The sequence below is a fragment of the Microvirga pakistanensis genome, from assembly GCF_004458765.1.
GTDB classification, from domain to species: Bacteria; Pseudomonadota; Alphaproteobacteria; order Rhizobiales; family Beijerinckiaceae; genus Microvirga; species Microvirga pakistanensis.
Window position 1 is genome coordinate 262020 of record NZ_SPJX01000469.1, and the last position, 22343, is coordinate 284362.

At 64.3% G+C, this 22343-nt stretch carries 15 protein-coding genes and 1 pseudogene; 8 read left to right on the forward strand and 8 right to left on the reverse strand.

Annotated elements, in window-relative coordinates; genetic code table 11:
* Positions 1–26: 26 nt before the first annotated feature.
* Positions 27–323, reverse strand: coding sequence for an FAD assembly factor SdhE (locus E4K09_RS21445; RefSeq protein ID WP_134499730.1), 297 nt, complete (start codon positions 321–323; stop codon positions 27–29).
* Between the two features lie 88 nt (positions 324–411).
* On the opposite strand from E4K09_RS21445, the gene recG reads away from it, so the two are divergent.
* Positions 412–2529 carry an ATP-dependent DNA helicase RecG gene (gene recG / locus E4K09_RS21450; protein ID WP_134499731.1) on the forward strand — a complete coding sequence of 706 codons (2118 nt, stop codon included), beginning with the start codon at positions 412–414 and terminating at the stop codon, positions 2527–2529.
* 115 nt (positions 2530–2644) lie between these two features.
* Here the strand turns inward: recG and glmS are convergent, their stop codons facing one another.
* Both glmS and glmU read right to left on the reverse strand, forming a co-directional pair.
* Positions 2645–4471: a glutamine--fructose-6-phosphate transaminase (isomerizing) gene (gene glmS, locus E4K09_RS21455; RefSeq protein ID WP_134499732.1), complete on the reverse strand. Its 1827-nt coding sequence runs from the start codon at positions 4469–4471 to the stop codon at positions 2645–2647.
* A gap of 124 nt (positions 4472–4595) precedes the next feature.
* Complete coding sequence (gene glmU / locus E4K09_RS21460; protein WP_134499733.1) at positions 4596–5972, reverse strand: bifunctional UDP-N-acetylglucosamine diphosphorylase/glucosamine-1-phosphate N-acetyltransferase GlmU; 1377 nt, start codon at positions 5970–5972, stop codon at positions 4596–4598.
* Positions 5973–6205: 233 nt separating this feature from the next.
* Between glmU and E4K09_RS21465 the strand changes: the two genes are divergently transcribed.
* Positions 6206–7726 (forward strand): OpgD/OpgG family glucan biosynthesis protein, encoded by a 1521-nt coding sequence (locus tag E4K09_RS21465; RefSeq protein ID WP_244610627.1) that lies wholly within the window; start codon positions 6206–6208, stop codon positions 7724–7726.
* Entirely contained in the window at positions 7702–9894 is a 2193-nt protein-coding gene (mdoH, locus tag E4K09_RS21470) for a glucans biosynthesis glucosyltransferase MdoH (protein WP_134499734.1), read from the forward strand. Before E4K09_RS21465 ends, mdoH begins: the two co-directional genes overlap by 25 nt.
* Positions 9895–9916: 22 nt before the next feature.
* Here mdoH and gcvA read toward each other — a convergent pair whose 3' ends face one another.
* Positions 9917–10852 (reverse strand): transcriptional regulator GcvA, encoded by a 936-nt coding sequence (gene gcvA / locus E4K09_RS21475; protein WP_134499735.1) that lies wholly within the window; start codon positions 10850–10852, stop codon positions 9917–9919.
* A gap of 127 nt (positions 10853–10979) precedes the next feature.
* Here gcvA and E4K09_RS21480 point away from each other — a divergent pair, with 127 nt between their 5' ends.
* Positions 10980–11186 (forward strand): hypothetical protein, encoded by a 207-nt coding sequence (locus E4K09_RS21480; protein ID WP_134499736.1) that lies wholly within the window; start codon positions 10980–10982, stop codon positions 11184–11186.
* Positions 11187–11191: 5 nt separating this feature from the next.
* Here the strand turns inward: E4K09_RS21480 and E4K09_RS21485 are convergent, their stop codons facing one another.
* On the reverse strand, positions 11192–12835 hold the full coding sequence (locus E4K09_RS21485) for a Na/Pi cotransporter family protein (protein ID WP_134499737.1): 1644 nt from the start codon (positions 12833–12835) through the stop codon (positions 11192–11194).
* Positions 12836–13050: 215 nt separating this feature from the next.
* On the opposite strand from E4K09_RS21485, the pseudogene E4K09_RS30430 reads away from it, so the two are divergent.
* The 3 genes and pseudogenes from E4K09_RS30430 to E4K09_RS30765 all read left to right on the forward strand — a co-directional run.
* A pseudogene (locus tag E4K09_RS30430) lies at positions 13051–13283 on the forward strand (propionyl-CoA--succinate CoA transferase); the annotation flags it as partial.
* Positions 13284–13791: 508 nt separating this feature from the next.
* Positions 13792–14133, forward strand: coding sequence for a hypothetical protein (locus E4K09_RS21490; protein ID WP_134499738.1), 342 nt, complete (start codon positions 13792–13794; stop codon positions 14131–14133).
* 148 nt (positions 14134–14281) lie between these two features.
* Positions 14282–16855 carry a cellulose binding domain-containing protein gene (locus E4K09_RS30765; RefSeq protein ID WP_134499739.1) on the forward strand — a complete coding sequence of 858 codons (2574 nt, stop codon included), beginning with the start codon at positions 14282–14284 and terminating at the stop codon, positions 16853–16855.
* 156 nt (positions 16856–17011) lie between these two features.
* Here the strand turns inward: E4K09_RS30765 and E4K09_RS21500 are convergent, their stop codons facing one another.
* The 3 genes from E4K09_RS21500 to E4K09_RS21510 are packed head-to-tail and all read right to left on the reverse strand — an operon-like array spanning position 17012 to position 20599.
* Positions 17012–18052: a sensor histidine kinase gene (locus tag E4K09_RS21500; protein ID WP_134499740.1), complete on the reverse strand. Its 1041-nt coding sequence runs from the start codon at positions 18050–18052 to the stop codon at positions 17012–17014.
* Entirely contained in the window at positions 18049–18480 is a 432-nt protein-coding gene (locus E4K09_RS21505) for a response regulator (RefSeq protein ID WP_134499741.1), read from the reverse strand. The genes E4K09_RS21500 and E4K09_RS21505 overlap by 4 nt, the downstream gene beginning before the upstream one ends.
* A gap of 1 nt (position 18481) precedes the next feature.
* Positions 18482–20599 (reverse strand): PAS domain-containing sensor histidine kinase, encoded by a 2118-nt coding sequence (locus E4K09_RS21510; protein ID WP_166802431.1) that lies wholly within the window; start codon positions 20597–20599, stop codon positions 18482–18484.
* 200 nt (positions 20600–20799) lie between these two features.
* On the opposite strand from E4K09_RS21510, the gene E4K09_RS21515 reads away from it, so the two are divergent.
* On the forward strand, positions 20800–22338 hold the full coding sequence (locus tag E4K09_RS21515) for a peptide ligase PGM1-related protein (RefSeq protein WP_244610628.1): 1539 nt from the start codon (positions 20800–20802) through the stop codon (positions 22336–22338).
* Positions 22339–22343: the final 5 nt, after the last annotated feature.

The window sequence follows — 22343 nt, forward strand, 5'->3', positions numbered from 1 at the left end:
CGTCAATTCGGGGCAAGAACGATGCGTCAGGTATGAATCGGCGACGTATGGGTGTGAAACGCCTTCACCCGCCGGAACAGGGGCGTGTCGTAGTTCGATGGAGTCTCGATCTCGCCCGTGATCCAGCCCAGGAGATCCCGGTCCGTCACCTCGATCAGCCGCTCGAACTCCGCCAGGTCCTCGTCGGAAAGGTCCCCGATTTCAGCATCCGCGAAGCGACCCATGATCAGGTCCATCTCGCGCATGCCCCGGTGCCACGCCCGGTAAAGGATCTGCCGGCGGCGAACATCGAGCTCGGCGGTGGTGCGTGTCGTCCCGCTCATGAAAATGCTCCGGTGAGAAAAAGATGGCGTCGCTTCGAAGCGGCTTGGCGGCTATATAACCATCTCCCTTCGACTTGACACCCGTTTGATGTCTTTGCGCCCTTCCATTCTCGATCCCCTGTTCACCCCGGCGGCCTCCCTGCCCGGCGTCGGACCGAAGATCGCCCCCCTGCTGGACCGTCTCCTGGGCGAGCCCGGCAGGCCCGCGCGCGTGGCCGATCTCCTGTTTCATCTGCCGAACAGCGGCATCTCCCGGGAGATGAAGGGCTCCATCGCCGACGCGCCCGTCGGGGAGCCGGTAACCCTCTCGGTCACGGTCGTGGGCCATCGCCCGCCCCCGCCGGGGCGGCGCGCGCCCTACCGCATTCTCGTCGAGGACGAGACGGGGGACGTGTCCCTGGTCTTCTTCAACGGCCACAAGGCACGCCTCGAGAAGATCCTGCCCGTGGGCGAGCGCCGCTATGTCTCGGGCAAGATCGAGCTGTGGGACGGCCGCCGCCAGATGGTCCATCCGGACCGGATCCTGGACGAGAAGGGCGTCGAGAACCTTCCGGCCGTGGAGGCGGTCTACGGCCTGACCGAGGGCCTCTCCTCACGCATGGTGGGCAAGTTCATCGGGGCCGCCCTGGAGCGGGTGCCGAACCTGCCCGAGTGGCAGGATGCCGCCTGGCTCGACCGCAACGGCCTGCCCGAGTTCCGTGCGGCGCTCTTTGCCCTTCACAGGCCCGACAGCGCCGCGCAGCTCTCCGAGGAGGCGATCGCCAAGTCCGCGCCCCGCCGCCGGCTGGCCTATGACGAGCTGCTGGCCTCGCAACTCGCCCTCGCGCTCGTGCGCAGCCGCATGCGGCGCCTGCCGGGCCGGGTCAACGCCGGTGACGGACGCCTGGTCGAGAGGCTTAAAGCAGCCCTGCCCTTCGGCCTGACCGCATCCCAGGCCAAGGCCGTCGAGGACATCCGCCACGATCTGGTCTCGGACAAGAAGATGCTCCGGCTTCTCCAGGGCGACGTGGGCTCGGGCAAGACCGTGGTCGGGCTTCTCACCATGGCGAGCGCCATCGAGGCGGGCCGCCAGGCCGCCATGATGGCGCCGACGGAAATCCTGGCCCGCCAGCATTACGAGCGGCTCACCCCCATGGCCGAACAGGCCGGGCTCTCGATCGCCCTTCTCACCGGCCGCGACAAGGGCGCCGCCCGCCGGGCGGTTCTGGCCGGCCTCGCCGACGGCAGCATTCAGATCGCGGTCGGCACCCATGCCCTGTTCCAGGAGGGCGTGGCCTTCCAGGACCTCGGCGTCGCCGTCGTCGACGAGCAGCATCGGTTCGGCGTGCACCAGCGCTTGGCGCTCGGCTCGAAGGGCGAGGCCGTCGACATTCTCGTCATGACCGCAACGCCGATCCCGCGCACCCTCGCGCTCACCTATTTCGGCGACATGGACGTGTCGGTGCTGAGCGAGAAGCCGGCCGGGCGCAAGCCCATCGCCACGAAACTGATCTCCATCGACCGCCTCGACGAGGTGATCGGCGGCATCGGACGCGCCGTCGCCAACGGCGATCAGGTCTATTGGGTCTGCCCGCTCGTCGGAGAATCCGAGACGGTGGATCTCGCCGCGGCCGAGGAGCGGTACGAGACGCTCAGGAGTTTCTTCGGCGACCAGGTCGGCCTCGTCCACGGCAAGCTCGCGGGCAAGGACAAGGATGCCGCGATGGAGCGGTTCTCCCGGGGCGAAACCAAGATCCTCGTGTCGACTACCGTGATCGAGGTGGGCGTCGACGTGCCCAACGCCACGATCATGGTGATCGAGCATGCCGAGCGCTTCGGCCTCGCGCAGCTCCATCAGCTGCGCGGGCGCATCGGGCGTGGATCGAAATCCTCCACCTGCCTCCTGGTCTACAAAGGCCCGCTCGGCCAGATCGCCCAGGCGCGCCTCGAAATGATGCGCCAGACCGAGGACGGATTCCGGATCGCGGAAGAGGACCTGCGCCTGCGCGGCGAAGGCGAGGTGCTGGGCACCCGCCAATCGGGCACGCCCGGCTTCAAGCTCGCGCGGCTCGAAACGGACGGCGACCTTCTCGCCGCCGCGCGGGACGACGCGCGCCTGATCGTCGACAAGGACCCCGAGCTGCTGACCGAACGGGGACAGGCGCTGCGCACCATGCTGTACCTGTTCGAACGGGATGCCGCGATCAAACTGCTGAGGGCGGGGTAGGAAACGCCGCCTCCTGTCATGGCTGGACTTGTCCTGGCCATTCGCGCCTTATCTCAGCGGATCGAAGACGTGGATCGCGGGCTTGTCCCGGCCACGACGGAAAGCGGCAGAGTTCTTACTCCACCGTCACGGACTTCGCGAGGTTGCGCGGCTGGTCCACGTCTTTGCCCATGAACACGGCCGTGTGATAGGCGAGCAGCTGGATCGGCACCGAGTTCAGGATCGGCGCCACGACAGGATGCACGGACGGCATCACGAGGGTGGCCATCGTGTCGAGACCGCTTTCCAGAGCGCCCTTCTCATCCGTGATGAGGATGATGCGTCCGCCGCGGGCCGCCACTTCCTGCATGTTGGAAACGGTCTTCTCGAAGATGTGGTCGTAGGGCGCGATGACGATGACCGGCATGGTCTCGTCGATCAGCGCGATGGGACCGTGCTTGAGCTCGCCCGCCGCGTAGCCTTCGGCGTGGATATAGGAGATTTCCTTCAGCTTCAACGCGCCTTCCATGGCGAGCGGATAGGCCGTTCCGCGCCCGAGATAGAGCACGTCCTTCGCCTTCGAGAGCTCGCGCGCCAGAATCTCGATCTCGTGCTCGCGCTTCATGGCCTCGCTCATCTGACCGGGAACGGCGATGAGCGCATCCACGAGCTCCTTTTCCTCCTCAGGCGTCAGCGTGCCACGCGCGCGCCCCGCTGCGATCGCGAGCGAGAGCAGAACGGTGAGCTGGCAGGTGAAGGCCTTGGTCGAGGCCACGCCCACCTCGACGCCCGCGAGGGTCTGCGCGACCAGCGTGCTTTCGCGCGCCATGGTGGAAGTGGGCACGTTCACCACGGAGAGCGTGTGCAGCTTCTCGGCCGTGGCGTAGCGCAGCGAGGCCAGGGTATCGGCGGTCTCGCCGGATTGGGAGACGAAGAGCGCGAGCTCGCCGGGCTCCAGGGGAGCCTCGCGGTACCGGAACTCGGACGCCACGTCGATCTCCACCGGGATGCGCGCCAGCCGCTCGAACCAGTATTTGGACACCAGCCCGGCGAGATAGGCCGTGCCGCAGGCCGAGATGGAAATCCGCTTCAGGGCCCTGAAGTCGAAGGGCAGCTCGAACGGGAGTTCCACCCGCCCGGCGGTGAAATTCACGTAATGCGCGAGCGTGCGCCCCACCACTTCCGGCTGCTCGTGGATCTCCTTGGCCATGAAGTGGCGATGGTTGCCCTTGTCGGCCATGAAGGAGCCCACGGGGATCTTGTGGCGCGGGCGTCGGACCATCGCCCCGGAGGCATCCCGGATATCGGCTCCCTTCCGGCGCAGGATCGCCCAGTCGCCGTCTTCGAGGTAGGTGACGTCGTCCGTGAACGGTGCGAGGGCCAGCGCATCCGAGCCGAGATACATCTCTTCCGCCCCGTAGCCGATGGCGAGCGGAGCGCCATGGCGGGCGCCGATCAGCAGCTCATCCTCGCCATCGAAGAGGAAGGCGAGCGCGAAGGCGCCCCGCAGGCGCGGGAGCGTGACGGCCACGGCCTCCACCGGAGGGCGCCCCTGGCGCATTTCGTGGGTCACGAGCTGCGCGACCACCTCCGTGTCGGTCTCCGTCTCGAACCGAACGCCCTTGGCTTCGAGGCCGGCCTTCAGCTCGCGGAAATTCTCGATGATGCCGTTGTGCACCACGGCGAGCTTTTCGGTCGCGTGGGGATGGGCGTTGGTCTCGTTCGGCTTGCCGTGGGTCGCCCAGCGGGTGTGGCCGATGCCGATGACGCCCGAGAGGGGAGCATCGGAGAGCTTCGCTTCGAGGTTGCGGAGCTTGCCTTCCGCCCTGCGGCGCGCGAGGTGCCCATATTCCAGGGTCGCGACGCCTGCGGAATCGTATCCGCGATACTCAAGCCGCTTCAAGGCTTCGACGATCTGCGGCGCAACAGGTGTGTTTCCGATGATTCCGACGATTCCGCACATGCCCCAGGACTTCCTTTCGACGACCTTATTCTAAGCTCAGCTTCGAACTTCCATATAGAGTTCCATATGGCGAATGTGGGGTATCCCGGAATCAACTTCGGTGACCAATTGTGACAACTGGCCGCTATTTTCCCTTTGCCGCCTTGGCCTTAGCCCGAAATTCCGCGGCCCAGCCTTCCTTCACGACCTGACGGCTGCGTCCGAGCGCCAGGGCGTCCGAGGGAACATCCTCGGTGATGACCGAGCTGGAGCCGACGAAGGCTCCGTCGCCGATCGTCAGGGGCGCGACCAGGGACGAGTTGGACCCGATGAAGGCGCCCTCGCCGATCTCGGTCTTGTACTTGCTGTAGCCGTCGTAGTTGCAGGTGATGGTGCCTGCGCCGATATTCGTCGCCGCCCCGACGCGGGTGTCGCCGAGATAGGTCAGATGGTTGACCTTCGCGCCGACGCCGAGCTCCGTGTTCTTGAGCTCCACGAAATTGCCGACCTTGGCCTTGGGTCCGATGACCGCGCCCGGGCGCAGACGCGCGAAGGGTCCGATCTCCGCCCCGGACGCGATCCGCGTCTTCTCCAGGTGGCTGAAACTGTGAATGACCGCGCCGGGCTCGACGGTCACACCCGGTCCGAAGACCACATTCGGCTCCACGATCACGTCCTGCCCCAGCCTCGTGTCGTGGCTCAGGAAGACGGTCTCCGGCGCAACAAGCGTCACGCCTGCCGTCATCGCGGCCTGCCGGAGGCGTTCCTGGATCATGCGCTCGGCGGCTGCGAGCTGGGCACGGTCGTTCACGCCGTGCACCTCTTCTTCCGGCACCACCGCAACGGCGGTCCGGTGTCCGGCTTCGCGGGCGATCTCGACAATGTCCGTCAGGTAGTATTCGCCCTTCGCATTGTGGTTGCCGATCCTCTCGAGAAGCGACAGGGCCACGTCGCCCCGGATCGCCATCAGGCCGCCGTTGCAGAGCGTGATCGCCCTCTCGGCCTCGGAGGCGTCCTTGTGTTCCCGGATCGCGAGAAGCTGGTCGCCGGCCATCACGAGACGTCCGTAGCCGGTCGGATCCCTGGCCTCGAAGGCCATCACCACCACGGCCGCACCCTCTGCGAGCGGAGCGCGCAGCTTGGCGAATGTCTCCACCGTGACGAGAGGGGTATCCGCGTAGGCGACGATCACGTCGTCGAGCCGGTCGCTCAGGGCCTCCCTGGCGCTCAGCACCGCATGACCCGTGCCGAGCCGCTCGCGCTGCACGAAGATCCGGGCCTCCGGCAGGCGCGCGAGCGCCTCCTTCTCGACGTCCTCCCGGTCAGGCCCGATCACGACCGCGACCTGCGTGGCGCCCGCCTCCGTCAGGGTGGCCAGGACGTGTCCAAGCAGGGAGCGGTTCGCGACGTGATGCAGGACCTTGGGCTTCTCGGACTTCATCCGGGTTCCCTCCCCTGCGGCCAATACGACGGCCAGGCAGCTCCGAGCGGCGGGCGTGTCAGGGGAAAGAGTCGATGTCATCAGGCTTCCATCCGGTAGCGTTCGGGACGCGGCTAAATCAGAAGGGGTATTTCGGCAATCTTTTCATGGGCGAGAGCCCGGTGAGCGAACTGCCTCGTTTACTTCATACTCATGTTCGATGATAAATCATGAGTCTTTCTGATTGTCTGGCCCAAGAGCCAAGTTCACGCAAGAGTATCACTGTGTCGGTTTCGCTGGGGGCCTCGCGCCCTTCTCATCCTCGGCGACGCGATGTGCTGGCCTATCTCAGCGCTTCGGTCGCCGCGTTTACGGTCGCGCCCTCCGTCCGGGCCCAGACGCCTCAGGTCAGCATCGCCACCCGCATGGGGGACGGTCAGCGCTTCGATCCCGCGGCCGTCGTCGACATCGCCCGCCAGCTTTCGAAGAGGCCGTTCGTGCCGGCGCCGAACGATCTGCCCGATGCGTTCTCGAATCTGAATTACGACCAATATGTTTCCATCAAGTCGCTCCAGCAGCCGGTCTGGAGCACGGAAGGGCGGGGCATCGCCCTGGAGCCCCTTCATCGCGGTTTCGTCTTCAACAACGCGGTCGACCTCTTCATCGTCGAGGACGGGAACGTCCGGCGGCTCGCCTATGATCCGGCGCGCTTCAACTTCAACGGCATCAACATCCCCAACGACCTGAAGGATATCGGCTTTTCCGGCTTTCGCCTGATCTCCCAGCCGGCCCAGGGGCGGCCTTTCGACTTCGCCATCGTCCAGGGTGCGACCTTCTTCCGCGCCCTCGCGCGCGGCCAGAACTATGGCGCCATTTCCCGGGCGCTGACCCTCAAGCCCGCTGAGGCCAAGGGCGAGGAGTTCCCGATCTTCCGGGCATTCTGGATCGAACGCCCGAGCGTCGGCAGCAACAGCATTACCATTCATGGCGTCCTCGATTCGGATTCCACCACGGGCTCGGTCCGGATGACCTTCCGGCCGGGCGACATGACCATCGTCGATGTGGAGACGACGCTCTTCCCGCGCGTGAACATGGAGCACGTGGGCCTGGGAGGAATGGCCTCGACATACTTCTACGGCCCGAACGATCGCCGCAATGCGGACGACATCCGTCCGGCCGTTTACGAATCCTCGGGCCTGCAAATGCTGAACGGCCAGGGCGAATGGCTGTGGCGTCCGCTGCACAACCCGGAGACTCTCCAGATCTCGGCCTTCGTGGATAATTCCCCGCGCGGTTTCGGGCTGCTCCAGCGCGAGCGCTCGTACGAGTCCTTTCAGGATGACGCCCAGCGCTTCGAGCATCGGCCGAGCCTGTGGGTCGAACCCCTCGGAGAATGGGGCCAGGGCAGCGTCCAGCTCCTCGAAATTCCCACCGACGCGGAGATCAACGACAACATTCTCGCCTATTGGCGTCCTCGTGCCCCGATGGCGGCCGGCTCGGAGGTCGCCTTCGCCTACCGGCAATACTGGGGCTGGAATTCCCCCGAGCGGCCGCCGCTGGCGACGGTCGCGGCGACGCGGTCCGGGCGCGGCAGCGCCGGCCGGCGCCGGCGCTTCACGGTCGACTTTTCCGGGGACATGCTGGGTGACAATTGGCCCAAGGACCTTAAGTCCGTCCTGACGGTTGGTCCGGGAACGTTCCACGACCTCAAACTTTTGCCATATCCGGAGCGAAAGACGATCCGCGTTGCATTCGAGCTTGACCCGGGCAACGAAAACGCGTGTGAGATGCGTCTCATCCTCGAAGCAGGCGGGAAACCGATTAGCGAGACATGGCTGTATCGTTGGACACCCTAAGTTCCGACTCGAACACGAATATCGCCGCCCTCGGGCGGCCCGAATCCGTCATGCCTCCGGAAAAGCACCTGGACATGCCGACCCAGCATCTGAGGCGCTGGTCGGCGGAGCAGGAGCGCAAGCCGATCCGGCGCAACCCGAGGCTCGGAACCTGGCTCGCCCGGCTGTTCGTGTTCGGCGGCGGTCTGCTGCTGACGGCCTACGGCACCTACGAAATGTACCAGGTCGTGTCGGTGAGCCGGACCACGGCCCTCCAGTGGGTCCTGGTGGGCTTGTTCACCGTCAACTTCTCCTGGATCGCGGTGGCTTTCACCAGCGCGCTGCTCGGGTTCCTCGCCCTCCTCCGGCGTCGCCCGCCCGCTCCGCTCCCGTCGGCGCTGCACGCGCGCACCGCCATCGTCATGCCCGTCTACAACGAGCAGACGGCCCGGACCTATGCGGCGCTGGAGGCGATCTACGAGTCGGTCGAGGCGACCGGCCTGGGCGACAGCTTCGACTATTTCATCCTTTCCGACACAACGAATCCGGACGCCTGGATCGCGGAGGAGCGCGCGTTCCTGGCGCTGCGTGACCGGCTGGGGCCCAGGGCGCGGTTCTACTACCGGCACCGGCCGAAGAACCATCATCGGAAGGCCGGCAACATCGCCGACTTCGTATCCCGCTGGGGAGGACACTACGAGCACATGCTCGTGCTCGATGCGGACAGCCTCATGACCGGCGAATGCATCGTGCGCCTCGCGGCAGCGATGGAGGCCGACCCGGACGCGGGCATCATCCAGTCGCTGCCGCTCATCATCAACCGCAACACCCTTTTCGCGCGGCTTCAGCAATATGCCGCCCGCGTGACGGGTCCGGTCATCGCCATGGGGCTCGCGGTCTGGATGGGCCGGGACGGCAATTACTGGGGCCATAACGCGATCATCCGCACGGCAGCGTTCGCCGCCCATGGCGGCCTGCCGGACCTCCGGGGCAAGCCGCCCTTCGGCGGGCACATCCTCAGCCACGACTTCGTGGAGGCGGCGCTCCTGCGCCGTGCCGGATGGGATGTCTACATGCTGCCGGATCTCGAAGGCTCCTATGAGGAAAGCCCGCCTTCCCTCATCGACCTCTCGGCCCGCGACCGCCGCTGGTGCCAGGGCAACCTGCAGCACATGCGCGTAATCACCGCGAAGGGCTTGAAGCTCCCGACCCGACAGCACTTCGCCACCGGCATCATGTCCTATCTGGCATCGCCCTTCTGGCTGTTCCAGCTGATCGTGGGTATCGCGCTCGTCCTGCAGACCACCTACATTCGGCCTGAATATTTCTCGCGCGACTTCCGTCTCTATCCGATCTGGCCGCGTTTCGACCCCGAGCGAGCCTTGGCCCTGTTCGCCCTGACCATGGGGATCCTGCTCGCTCCAAAGCTCTTCGGCCTGATCCTGATGCTGATCCGCGGCAAGGACCGCCGGGCCTCCGGCGGGAGCATCCGGCTGGTCGCCTCGTCGGTGCTGGAAATCATCCTGTCGGCTCTGCTCGCGCCGATCCTGATGCTGATCCAGTCGGGCTCGGTGTTCCAGATCCTCCTTGGCCGCGACACAGGCTGGCAGCCGCAGCGCCGCGACGACGGGTCCATCCCCTTGCGGGACATCGTGCGCCGACACCGCGCGCACACGGTGCTCGGCGCGCTCGCCGGCATTTCGGCCTTCATGATCGCCACGTCCCTGTTCCTCTGGATGTCACCGACGATCATCGGCCTGCTGCTCGCGATCCCGCTGTCCTGGCTCAGCGGACAGCTCGGAGCCGGACTCGCCCTCAAGCGACTGGGCCTCCTGATGACTCCGGAAGAGCACCGGCCGCCCTCCATCGCGACCCGCGCGAACGAGCTGCAGGTGCGCAACGCGACCCTCGGCTTCGACGACGAGGACAGCCTCAGGGCGATCTACGCAGATCCCGCCCTGAGGGAGCGGCACATCGAGATGCTGCCGTCCGCTCTTCCGCGCAAGCGCGGCATCATCGAAACCGAGCGCGCTCTGGCGGAGGCGAAGCTCGTCGACGCCGAGACAATCGAGGATGCGATCAGCTGGCTGCATCCCAAGGAACGCATGGTGGTGCTGCACGATCGCGCGCTCCTCAACATGCTCGTTCATCTGAAGGAGAAGCCCGCCGACGCCCAGGCTGCGGAGTAGGACCGTCTCCGAACACCAGGGCTCAAGCGCTGGTTTTCATTGTGTAGGTCAGAGGATCTCTTTCCGCATCCCCCGCGACCTCGCTGAGAATCCAGTCCCGGAACGCTTCGATCTTGGGGGAGCGTCGCCGGGCCTTCGGATAGACCAGCCAATATCCCCGGCCCGACGACGCCATGAGATCGAAGGGCTGAACCAGGCGGCCCGCCGCGAGATCGTCCGAAAAGAAGAAGGGGTTGATCAGGGCGAAGCCCTGCCCGGCCATCGCCGCCATTCCCTCGAACTGCTGGATCCCAAGCGAGTTGTCGCGACGGCGCGACAGGTCGACGTCAGGGACGCCTGCTGCCGTGAACCAATCCTTCCACCAAGGATCGCCCGGCGAAATGATCGGGAAATTCAGCAGGTCCATCGGCTCCCTCAGTTCCGCGCCTCGGATCAGCTCGGGACTGCAGACCGGCGTAAAGAGATTGGGAATGAGAAGATGGGCCTCGAGCCCGGGCCAGTCCCCTTCCCCGCTGCGGATTCCGAGATCGAACTCGCTTTGCCCCAGGTCCACGAGCCGGTCGCCGACCGAGATCTGCACCGCGATGTTCGGGAACAGATGCTGGAAACGGCCGAGCCGGGGAATGAGCCAGTTGGACGCGAAGGTGCTGAGCGTCGTAATGGCGAGGGTCGACTGCACCGTCTCCTCCATGCCGGCGAAAGCCGCCCGCAGGGTGTTGAACGCGTCGGTCACCGCCGGGGCGAGCTGCTGCCCCTTCGCCGTCAGGGTGACCTGCCGGGGCATGCGCACGAAGAGCGGAGCGCCGACCCGGTCCTCCAGCATCCTGATCTGATAGCTCACGGCCGCCTGGGTCATGCCGAGCTCTTCCGCGGCCCGGGTAAAGCTCTGATGCCGCGCCGCGGCTTCGAAGACCCGCACGGCGCTCATGGGAGGAAGTTTGCTCGGTGGCTTCGACATGGGCGATCCATAAGGCTGCCTTATGTCAGCCCCTTGGCTTTCGTTTTGTCAAGACAGCCGAACAGGAGCAGTCTCCTCTCATGAGCGGGGCGCCGAAGCGCCTGCAAAGACAGCAATGGTGATCGTCATGAGGTACGAAGATGCCCGCCGCCTGCGCGGCGTCGAGAGCGTTTGGCTGCGTCTGGAGATGTGGCTGCGTTCGTTTCGTCTGCGACCCCGCCGTCCGACGGCTGACTTGAGCCACCTCTCGGATCACGAGAGGCGGGATATCGGCCTGCCGGACCCAGTCCGCTACATGGACTGGCGCAGCCTGAAGGATGAAGCGCGCCTGTAGGAGCGTCAGGAGGACAGGCGGCTCGGCTTGAGCTGGCCGCTCTGCTCGAGCAGCGAATGGCCTGTTGCCGCGATATGCGCCTCAATGCGCTTCAGGTCGCGCACGATATCGAGCTGGAGGGCACTGGTGTCGCCCACGGTTCGGCCGGAGCGGATCTGCTCCAGATGCTTCTGGGTGACGGCGCGCTCGAGATCGCGGAAGCGCTCCTTCTCCGAGACGAGGCGGCGGGCCGAGCCGATATCCTGGAACATGAGCACGGAGGCGGCGAGCTGCAGGTGCTCCAGGAGCTTGTTGTGCATGCTGGTGATGTCGTCGAGGCTGTCCTTGGGCAGGCGCAGGTGGTTCTTGATCCTCTTGGCCGCCAGCTCCATCAGGTTCTTGTCGATGATGTCGCCGATGTGCTCCAGGTTGATGGCGAAGGCGAGGATGTCGGACAGGCGCTTCGCTTCCGTCTCGCTCAGGGCTTCGTGGTTGATGGAGCTGAGATACCGGCGGATGGCGCTGTAGAGCCGGTCCACCACGTCGTCCGTGCGGCTCACCTCGGCCACGCGGCTGATGTCGTCCTCCCGGAACAGGTCCTGCGAGCTGCGCAGCATGATCTCGACCGTGTCGGCCATGCGCAGAACCTCGCGAGCCGCGTTGGACAGGGCCACGGAAGGCGTATCGAGAGCATCCTTGTCGAGATATTGCGGCATGCCGGGATCGGAGGCCACCAGCTTCTCGGGGAATGCCCGGGTGAGCAGCTTCGCAATCCAGGGCAGCGGCAGAATGAAGAGAGCTGCGACCGCCACGTTGAAAAGCGTATGGAAGTTCGCCGCCATTCGGGCCGGGTTGGGATCGAACATCGTCATAGTGCCGAGTACGACATCGATCAGCGGCAGCGCCGCCACGCACCCGACCACGCGCATGGCGAGATTGCCGAAGGGCACCCGGAACTTGGCAGGGTCGCCTCCCAGGCCCTCCAGCATCGGATTGACGGAGCTGCCCAGATTGGCGCCGAGCACCATGACCAGCGCGGCATGGGTGTCGATGACGCCCGCCGTCGCCAGCGACATGATGAACAGCATCGCGGCAACGCTGGAATGGGCCATCCAGGCGAAGAAACCGGACAGGAACACCAGGATCAGCGGATCAGGCGCGATCACCGCCAACACGTTCTTGAGAACCTCGGACGATTCGATCGGCCGGATCGTCTCGCTCAGGAGGTGGAGCGACAGGAGCATCAGGCCGAGGCCGATGGCAACGCGCCCCAGATCCCTCATCCGGCTCGAGCCGCCGCGCTTGTAGGCCATGAAGCCGAAGAAGATCAGCATGGGAAAGATCAGGGTGATGTCGAAGGACAGCACCTGCACGATAAGGGTCGTTCCCACATTGGCGCCCAGCATCACAGCCAGGGCGGGCACAATGTCGACGGCGCCGCCGGCCGTGAACGAGGCGACCATGAGAGCCGTGGCGGTGCTGCTCTGCAGGACGGTCGTGACGCCCACGCCGGCCAGAAAGGCATGCAACCGCGTGCGCAGGCCGATTCCGAGGATCCACCGCAGATCGCTGCCGAAGGCGCGCTGGACCCCGCTGTTGACCATATTGATGCCCCACAGAAGCAGGGCAATCTCACCGAGGAGGTGGATCAAGACGGCAGTAGCGGACATCTATTCCTCAGCGCTCCATAGACAGGCATAAACCATCTGCTTAGTCCGGTTATTTAGGCACGACAATAAGGTTGCCGGCTAATTATGACTAGTGAGCGGAGATTTCCCATTTTTTCCGTTCGGCGCACAGGCATGGAGACCTCGCGCCCCCTCTTTGGCGGGTCCTTCGGCCGGAATCGAAGCCGGTCTGCATCCAGGCTCTCCCTGCGTGACCTGACGCAGAGGCAGTCACGATCGCAGATCATCTCATCGAATTCCTCCAGAACGATGTGCGCCTGGAAACAGCGCTCGTCCTCCCTTTCAGGCCAACATCGGCTCCATCGCCCATGCGGTGCTTCACCGGTTCGTCGACGGTCTCTTCCACACTCTGAGGATGTCCAGCGAAGTGCTTCAGGACAGCACATTCGAGCTGCTCGATTCCGGCAGACTCGTTTTCGCGTCGGGCTCGTCGATGATTCTCGGACGGGACGTCCATGATAGGCCTCAATACCGCCCTTGAATGCGACATCCACGGCAGCGTGAATTCAACACGCGCCAACGGGCGCAGACCATCTTCCGGATCGGCATTCACCCGAGCTACCGCGAGCCGGCGGCCGATGGCCTCAAGCGCGCCTCCGGGCACGACAGGCAAGCATCCGACTTCCTCGACAAGGCCTTTACCTGGCGTATCGCGCCTCGCGGACCGGCAACAGCCGCCTGTGCAACCGACCTCCTGACCGTCGGAGATGCCAATCCGAGCCTGACTTGTGCACATTCTTCGGCCTCGGATTAATCCGGTTGCCATATGCTCGCCACACGAGCCGATTTGGCTACTCCCCAAGCATGCCTTTATTGACCTAAGGAACTCTGCTCTTTTCCAGACGCAACGGATACGCATGTGAGACTGTAAGGCCAAGTTTAGGAAGAGGCCAATGCTAGTCGGCAACACGTCACCTATTGGGATTCGGGGAAGCGAGATGGGTTGGGACGATCCATTTCCTATCGAGAAGTGCTCAGGACGAGTACGAGGTGCGGTTCTCGCGGAATTCCAAGGCCGATGTCCGACGATCCGGGAAGTCGCCAGCATTTCGGATGCGCAATGGCTGACCGTTCCCAATATCGGCCCGACCACATTGGAAGAGATCCGCCGTTACATCGGCCCGCCCTCCGCCGAGGAGCGCCTCCAGAACTTGCCCAGCATGGAGGATGGAGAACTGCTGTCCCGGCTGAACCGGGTCCAGCGAGAGCTGAACCTGATCGCCAGCGCCATCAAGACCAGGGCGTCGTCAGCTCCTTATAAGAAAGAACAGGAGAAGTAATAGCCTGCTCGCTAACTCAGATAGAGTGACGTATTCTGGCGATGAAATGTTATTATATATTCAGACAACTTACCTTATTTCGTTATTCTTTCATTGACTATTTTCCGCAATGCCGCATTGGTAGGCCAACATATAAGCAGGATCTCCAATGTCCTCTACGTCACTTCGGGCAATCGACTTTCTCATCAGTGGAGAGCCTGGCGCGCTCATCACGGTCTCAGAGACCCTCGACGGGAAACTCGACTTCAAGGTCAAGGTCACCGACGTCATCTCGGGTTCCACGGACAAGCCCGATATCGCGGATCTCCGCGGTCTCTTCTTCCATGTAAAGGACGAGACGCTGCTCCCCGGCCTGAAGGTGAGCGGACCCCAGGTTACGACCTATCTCACCCAGGCCAACAAGGTGATGAAGGTCGAAAACGACGTCACCATGGAAGGCGAGGTGGGAAAGTCCATCGGCCCCTTCGACGTCGGCATCGAGTTCGGAACGTCCGGAATCGGCAAGGACGACATCCGCGAGTCCAGCTTCACCCTGAGCGCCTCGAAGCCGCTGAGCCTCGAATTCGTGCTTCAGCAGAATTTCGGGCTTCGCCTGACCAGCGTGAGCAACAACGGCGAGGGCCGGGAGCTCAGCCTGAAGCTCGCGGGGCAGCTGACGGGCACCCCGAAAGTCATCGGGGAGACCTCGCCCGCCCCCGGCGGCGGCACCCCATCCTCCCCTGATGACACCCCGACGCCTCCCACCGATCCGGCGCCTCAGCAGCCGGATGATACCGTCACCCCCGTGCCCGGCGTGTCCTATGACGACCTGATCGAAGGCGGCGACGGCAAGGACACGATCTATGGCGGCCTCGGCGATGACGAGATGCAAGGGGAAGGCGGCGACGACCTGATCATCGGCGGCAAGGACAACGGCAAGCTCACCTGGAATGGCGGCCTGAGGATCAAGATCGGCGACAACCTGTACGGCAATGACGGCAGCGACATCTTCCTTTATAAGAAGGGCGACGGTGTCGATCTGCTCTGGGACTTCCAGCCCGGCCGCGACGTGATCAAGCTGGTGGGCTACACCCTTGCCGACATCCATGCCTTCACGCTGGTTCGCTCGGTCGACAACCGGATCGCCACGGGCGCTCACGACAAGATCGCCATCATCCTGGACGAGGGCGGCGATGCGATCGTTTTCAACGACTACCCTGCCCCCAGCGCCAACGACGTCGCCATCGTCTTCGCCGACGGCAGCACGCTGTCCTCGGCGAAGATCATGGAGCTTGCCAGGTCCAACCCGATCAATCTCGCAGAGGGCACGACCGCAGGAAGCGCTTCCACGGCATCGGCGACCAAGTCCGGGACGAGCGCCGCCCCGCTCCTCCTCTACGGCGGCAACGGCGGCGACACGATCATCGGCGGCTTGGGCCACGACAAGCTCTATGGCAACGAAGGCGTCAACGGACTGAACGGCCGCACCGGGAACGATTCGCTCTATGGCGGCAACACCATCGACACCATCATCGGCGGCGAGGGTGACGACACGGGCTTCGGCAATGGCGGCGATGACGTCGTCATCGGCAATGCGGGCGCGGACAAGCTCTATGGCGCCGGCGGCAGCGACCTGATTTTCGGGGACGACGCGGAAGGCATCGACCTCCCCGACGTGCTGACGTCCTACGCCTTCCCGGCGGACGGCAAGAAGGTCAGCGCGGCCATCAAGATCACGAACACCTGGTGGGGCGGCTTCCAGGCCGAAATCACGATCACGGCGAACGAGAGCGTCAACGCCTGGGACGTGTTTCTCAAGAGCCGGTTCAAGATCGACAGCATCTGGGGCGCGGCAACGACGGCTGAAGCCGGCTGGACCGACGGCGTCGTCTACGACCTCGGCAACGCCACCTGGAACGGATCGCTCTATGCCGGCCAGAAGACCACGATCGGCTTCACGGCGCGCACGGGCGTGAACGGTGTCGTCGACGCCGCTCACATCCTGGCGGGGCTTTCGGTGGCCGATTCCGTGTCCCCCCCCGCGGCCGACAGCAACCGCGTCGCCGGGACGCTCGGCAACACGATGCGTGGTGTCGCGGGCGCGGATAACCTCGTCGGCACGTCGTCCAACGACATCTTCTATGTCGACGACAAGGGCGACAAGGTCCGCGAGACCTCGAAAGCGAGCCTCCAGGACAAGGTCGTCACTTCGGTCACCCATACGCTCGAGACCAATGTCGAGAACATGGCCGCCGCGGGCTCGGCTTCCGTGAACCTGACGGGCAACAGCCTGAACAACGCGATCAGCGGCAACACCAACAAGAACGTCATCGACGGCGGAATCGGCAATGACACGTTGAACGGCGGTGCGGGCAACGACACCCTCACGGGCGGCTCCGGCAACGACAGGCTGCTTGGCGGCACCGGCAACGACGCGTTCGTGTTCAGTGCGGCCCTGAACAAGGCCACCAATGTGGACACGATCACGGGCTTCAGCGTGAAGGACGACACCATCCGCCTGGAGAACAAGGTCTTCGCGAAGCTCCTCAAGACGGGCACGCTGAGCAAGGACTTCTTCACGATCGGCGCGAAGGCGAAGGACAAGAACGACTACGTCGTCTACGACAGCACGACCGGCGCGCTCTCCTACGATGCGGACGGCTCGGGCAAGGGCGCCGCCATCAAGTTCGGCCAGCTCGACAAGAACCTGAAGATGACCAACGCGGACTTCATCGTCTTCTGACGGTGACGAGACGGGGAGCGGACACGGTCCGCTCCCGCTGCGCATTTTGGCGTTGAAGCCTCGGACGTGCATTCGAACTCACGTCTGGGGCTTTAAGCTCTTGATCGTTGAGCATCTTTTCACGCGAAACCGGTTCGCACTTTCGCGTCCGATGATCTAGATCGAAAAGGAAAGGACTGCCCGCGTGCCGGCGTGATGCGGATCGAACTCGATGGCCGATTGAAGGTTGGATGCCATCGCGCGCACGATCCTGGTGCCGAGCCCGCTGCCCTGGACCTGGCCGGTTCCCTTCCAGCCGATCCCGTCATCCTCCACCGACAGGAGGATCTGCTCGCCCGAGCTCGACAGAATCACGCGGATATCGCCGGTCGCACCTTCCGGATAGGCGTATTTGAAGGCGTTCGTGACAAGCTCGGTCACGATGACTCCGACGGACACCGCCTTATCGGTCGGGATCGGGATCGGTTCTGCCTGCAGGGAGATCGTATGCTCCCGGCCCGCGGCCCGCATGGCGCCTTCCAGCTCCTCGACCAGACCTTCGAGATAGGTGTCCATTTCGACGAAACGGACATCGTTGGAGGTGTAGAGGCGACGGTGAATCTGGGCGATGGCGGTGATGCGGCTTTGGGTCTCCGCCAAAGTGTCCTGCGCGATGGTGTCGCCCGCGGCGGCACGCTGCTGCATGGCCACGAGAGAGGCCACGAGCTGCAGGCTGTTGGCGACCCGATGGTTCACTTCGCGAAGGAGCATCTCGGCCCGCTCGCGGGCCTCGCGCATTTCCCGCTCGGCCGCTTCCTTCGCGCGGCGCAGCCGCGCCGCCTCGAGGGCTTGTTCCGCGGCGGAGCGGAGCAGATCGAGGAAGACGCCTCCGACATCCTTGATGACGTAGTCGGCCGCGCCCGCCTTGAGAGCCGCCACCGCAATGCGCCCTTCGTCCGCCCCGGTCACGTAGACGACCGGGGGCGGATCGGAAAGGTTCTGAATTTCAGCCAGGACCTGGAGCCCCTCCTTGCCCGGCATGAAGTGATCGAGAGCGATCACATCGAAGGAGCCGGCGGCGAGCGCCTCGAGCCCCTCGTCGCCGCTCAAGGCGTGCGTCACCTGAAATCCATGCCGCGTCAGCGCGCGCTCGACCAGGCGCCCCAGACCGGGATCGTCATCGATATAGAGAAGGCGGATGGGCTGGTCTTCGCTCACAACGTTTCAGGAACCTGAATGACGGAAAGGAAAAGTCCAAGCTGGCGGATGGCCTGGGAGAACGACTCGTACTCGACGGGCTTCGTGATGTACACATTGGCGCCGAGATCGTAGCACCGCTGCACCTCGCGCTGGTCGTCCGTCGTGGTGAGAACCACCACCGGCGCCCGCCTGAGGGTCTCGTCGCTCTTCAGCTTCGCCAGGATGTCGACCCCGTTCATGTCCGGGAGATTGAGATCCAAGAGGACGAGGAACGGGCCGGAGGTGCGCACGCCGTCACTGAACAGGTGCTCAAGCGCGGCCGTGCCGTTCGCGAAGGTGCGGATCTCGTTGCACACCCCGGCGCGCCGGATGTTCTTCTCGATCAGACGAGCATGACCCTCGTCGTCCTCGATCATGATGATGGTAACGGGCTGCTGATGGGGCATGTTACGCCGCCTCCGAACTCATACTGATGGTCTTGGGCAAAGTGACGGTGAAGGTCGAGCCTTCCCCCAATCTCGAACTGACCGAGATCGTGCCTCCGAGCCTTCGCACAAGGGCGCGGACATGTGCAAGTCCAATTCCCTCGCCCTGCTGATCCTGCGTTCCCGAACGCCGGAACAGGTCGAAGATCCGCTCGTAGTCCCTCTCGTCGATGCCGCGACCGTTGTCCTCGACCTCATACCGAACGCTCAGGCCCAAATCGCGGCCTCTCACGAGAATTCTTCCGGGGCGGCCGGGCTTCAGATACTTGACCGCGTTGTCGATGAGGTTGCCGAAGACCTGCTCCACGGCGAGACGGTCGCTGACGAGATCGGGGACGGCCTCGATGATCAGCTTGGCCCCGCGCTCGTGCAATTGGTGCGCCAGGCTGCGATGCTGGGCCTCGAGCAGATTGCTCATGCTGATCGGCTCCGGCGCCAGGACCCTGCGCCCTTCGCGGGACAGTTTGAGGATGGCGTTGATCAGCTTGTCCATCTTGGCCGTGGACGACCGGATGAAGCCGATTGCCTCCGAGAGATCGGTCTCGACGGCGGCCCGAGCGTCCGGCGCGACCAGGCTCGGCTGGGCCTCGACGATCTTCCTGTAGAATCTCTCGATCTCTTTCTGAGCATTCTCGAGTTCGCTGGTAAAGCCCATGATGTTGACGAGCGGCGCCCGCAGATCGTGGCTCACGATATAGGCGAAGCGCTGAATTTCCTCGTTGGCTGCGTCGAGCTCGGAAACCCGCTCGGCCAGCATCGCCGCCAGACGGCTGGTCTCCTGCTCGGATTGCAGCGCCCGCTCCCGGCTGGCCCGGAGCTCGTCCTGGGCCTGCTTGAGGTCGTGAATGTCCGTGCATGTGCCGTACCAGCGCGTGATCTGTCCATGCTCGTCGTAGACGGGCTGCGCGCGCCCCAGCACCCAGCGATACTGGCCCGAGCGGTGCCGCAGCCGGTACTCGATGTGGTAGGGCTCACCAGTCGCGAGCGACTGCCGCCAAGTTTTCCAGGCGGCCTCCTGGTCGTCAGGATGGAACATCCCGTTCCAGCCGGCTCCGTCGGTCGAGCCCTCCGGCACGCCGGTATACTCATACCAGCGCTGATTGTAATAATCGTGGAAGCCGTCCGGCCGGGTGGCCCAGATGAGCTGGTCGATGGAGTTGGCGATCGCGCGGAAACGCTCCTCGCTTTCCCGCAAGGCGTTCTGAGCCCGACGGTGGTCGGTCACGTCGTGGCCCTGAACGAAGATGCCTGAGACCTTTCCGTCCCGGCCGAAGATGGGCTGGTACACGAAGTCCAGGAAATGCTCCTCCGCCTCCTCGGAATCCTGCTTCAGAAGGATGCGCACGCCGCGGCCGACGAAAGGCTCGCCGGTCTGATAGACCCGGTCCAGAAGATCGATGAAGCCCTGCTCCACCACCTCGGGCAGCGCGTCCTGCACGGTCTTGCCCACCAGATCCGAGCGCCCCACCACCTTCCGATAGGCTGCGTTGGCCATGGTGAAGACGTGGTCCGGGCCGCTGAGAGCCGCAATGAAGCCGGGCGCCTGCTCGAACAGGTCCTGAAGATGCTGACGCTCCCGCGACAGGGTCTGATTGACCTCCTGAACCGCCTGGGCGCGACGGAACATGTCGGTCTCGATTAATGCGGACGGCCCGGACAGGAGAGCGGAGGTCTTGGCGAAGGTCCGGAGCTGGTGCAGCTCCGTGACATCCACCGTGTGCTGGAGAATGGAGATCAGCTCCCCGGCCTCGTTGAACAGCGGCGTGTGCGTGGCGCTCCAGTAGCGCTCCTCGAAGCCCTGGCCGTCCGGCAGGGGAATGGCATATGCGATGAGCGGCAGGTGGTCCGTGACTTTCTCCTGGATCACGCGGTCGAACGACGCGCGAAGCTGCCTGTGGCCGTCCGAATCCGGATCGCTCGGGAACGCCTCGAACATGCCCCGTCCCACGAGCTCCTCCCGCTTGCGCATCGTGGCGCGCAGATAGGCGTCGTTCATCCCCATGATGACGAGCGAGGGATTGAGCAGCACGTAAGGATTCGGCGATGCGTTGAAGAGAGCCTCGAAGTTAATGGATTTCAATACTTTAAGCTGGATGCGAACCAGCTCCCCCGTGAAGTTTGTCGCCTGGAGCCTTGCCTTATTTAGGACGCCTCCCGGCATATGCCAGTTCCGTCATGGCCAAGCTTTCCCGGGCGGCAACCAAACTTGGCCAGGCGCGTTCCGGTTTGGAACATGCCTGATGGTCTTGGTCACGGCATGATGGGTCATGGGGTGCTCGCTTGGACACTGAATATGCCTCTTTGACTTCGGTCGGCACCAATGCGGCCGCGAAGGCGGATGACTTTCAGACCCTCCAGGCCCGCCTCGCGAGAACCTTCCAATCGTTCTCCGCCCTCGACGCTCCCCGGACCGTTCTGATCGTCCCGAGCCTGAGCATGGACCAGGAGGTTTTGGCCAATATCTCGGGCGCTCATCATTACGAGGAGCGCATGCTGTGCTACCTCATGCTGCTCCGGATGCCCCGCACCCGGGTGATCTATGTCTCCAGCTATCCGATCCCGGAATCGATCATCGATTACTACCTGCACCTTATGCCCGGCATCCCGGCGCAGCATGCCCGCAGTCGCCTGACGCTCTTCTCCTGCCACGACGGATCGGCCATCCCCCTGACGGAAAAGATCCTCGGGCGCCCTCGCCTTCTCGAGCGGATCCGGGGATCGATCGCCGATCCGGAAGCCGCCTACATGATCTGCTTCAACGTCACGGAGCAGGAGCGCAGTCTCGCGTCGCGCTTGAACCTGCCGATCTACGGCTGCGACCCTGACCTCTTGCACTGGGGGTCGAAGAGCGGCTCCCGCAAGATCTTCCGCGAGGCCGGCATCGAGATGCCCGAGGGCTTCGAGGAGCTGCGCGGCGCGGACCAGGTCGCCGACGCGCTGGCGGAGCTCCGGGCCCGCAGGCCCGGTCTCAAGCGCGCGGTCGTGAAGCTCGAGGAAGGCTTCTCGGGCGAGGGCAATGCTCTCTTCAGCTATGAGGGTGCGCCCGAAGGCGCGGCCTTCAGACCTTGGGTCAGGGAACGGCTGCCCCAGCTCGCCTTCGAGGCCAAGGACATGACCTGGGAGCTTTTCGAGGAGAAGCTCGCGAGCATGGGGGGCATCGTCGAGGAATTCGTCGAAGGCGATGTGAAGCGCTCCCCCTCCGCGCAGTTCCGGGTCGATCCGCTGGGGCGGCTCGAAGCGATCTCGACCCACGATCAGGTTCTCGGCGGCGGAAGCGGGCAAGTCTTCCTCGGGTGCCTGTTTCCGGCGGACGAGGAGTACCGGCTTGAGATCCAGGAGAGCGGCCTCAAGGCTGCCCAAGCCTTGGCGGCGAAGGGCGTGCTCGGCCGCTTCGCCATCGATTTCCTGTCCGTGAGGGAAGGCGACGCATGGCGCCACTACGCCATCGAGATCAACCTGCGCAGAGGCGGCACAACGCACCCCTTCATCATGCTCGAGTTTCTGACCGAAGGACAGTATGACCCCGGCACCGGCACGTTCCTCACGCCGTCGGGGCAGCCGCGCTGCTATTATGCCTCCGACAACGTGGAATCGGATGCCTATCGCGGGCTCCTGCCCGCCGACCTGATCGACATCGCGGCCCTGAACTGTCTCCATTTCGATGGAGCCAGCCAGCAAGGGGTGATGTTTCACCTGATCGGCGCGCTCTCCGAATTCGGCAAGCTCGGCGTGCTCTGCATCGCCCCCACGCACGAGCGGGCCGAGGAGTTTTATCGCCGCACGACCGAGGTTCTCGACCGAGAATGCCGCCCCGCGTAAGGGGC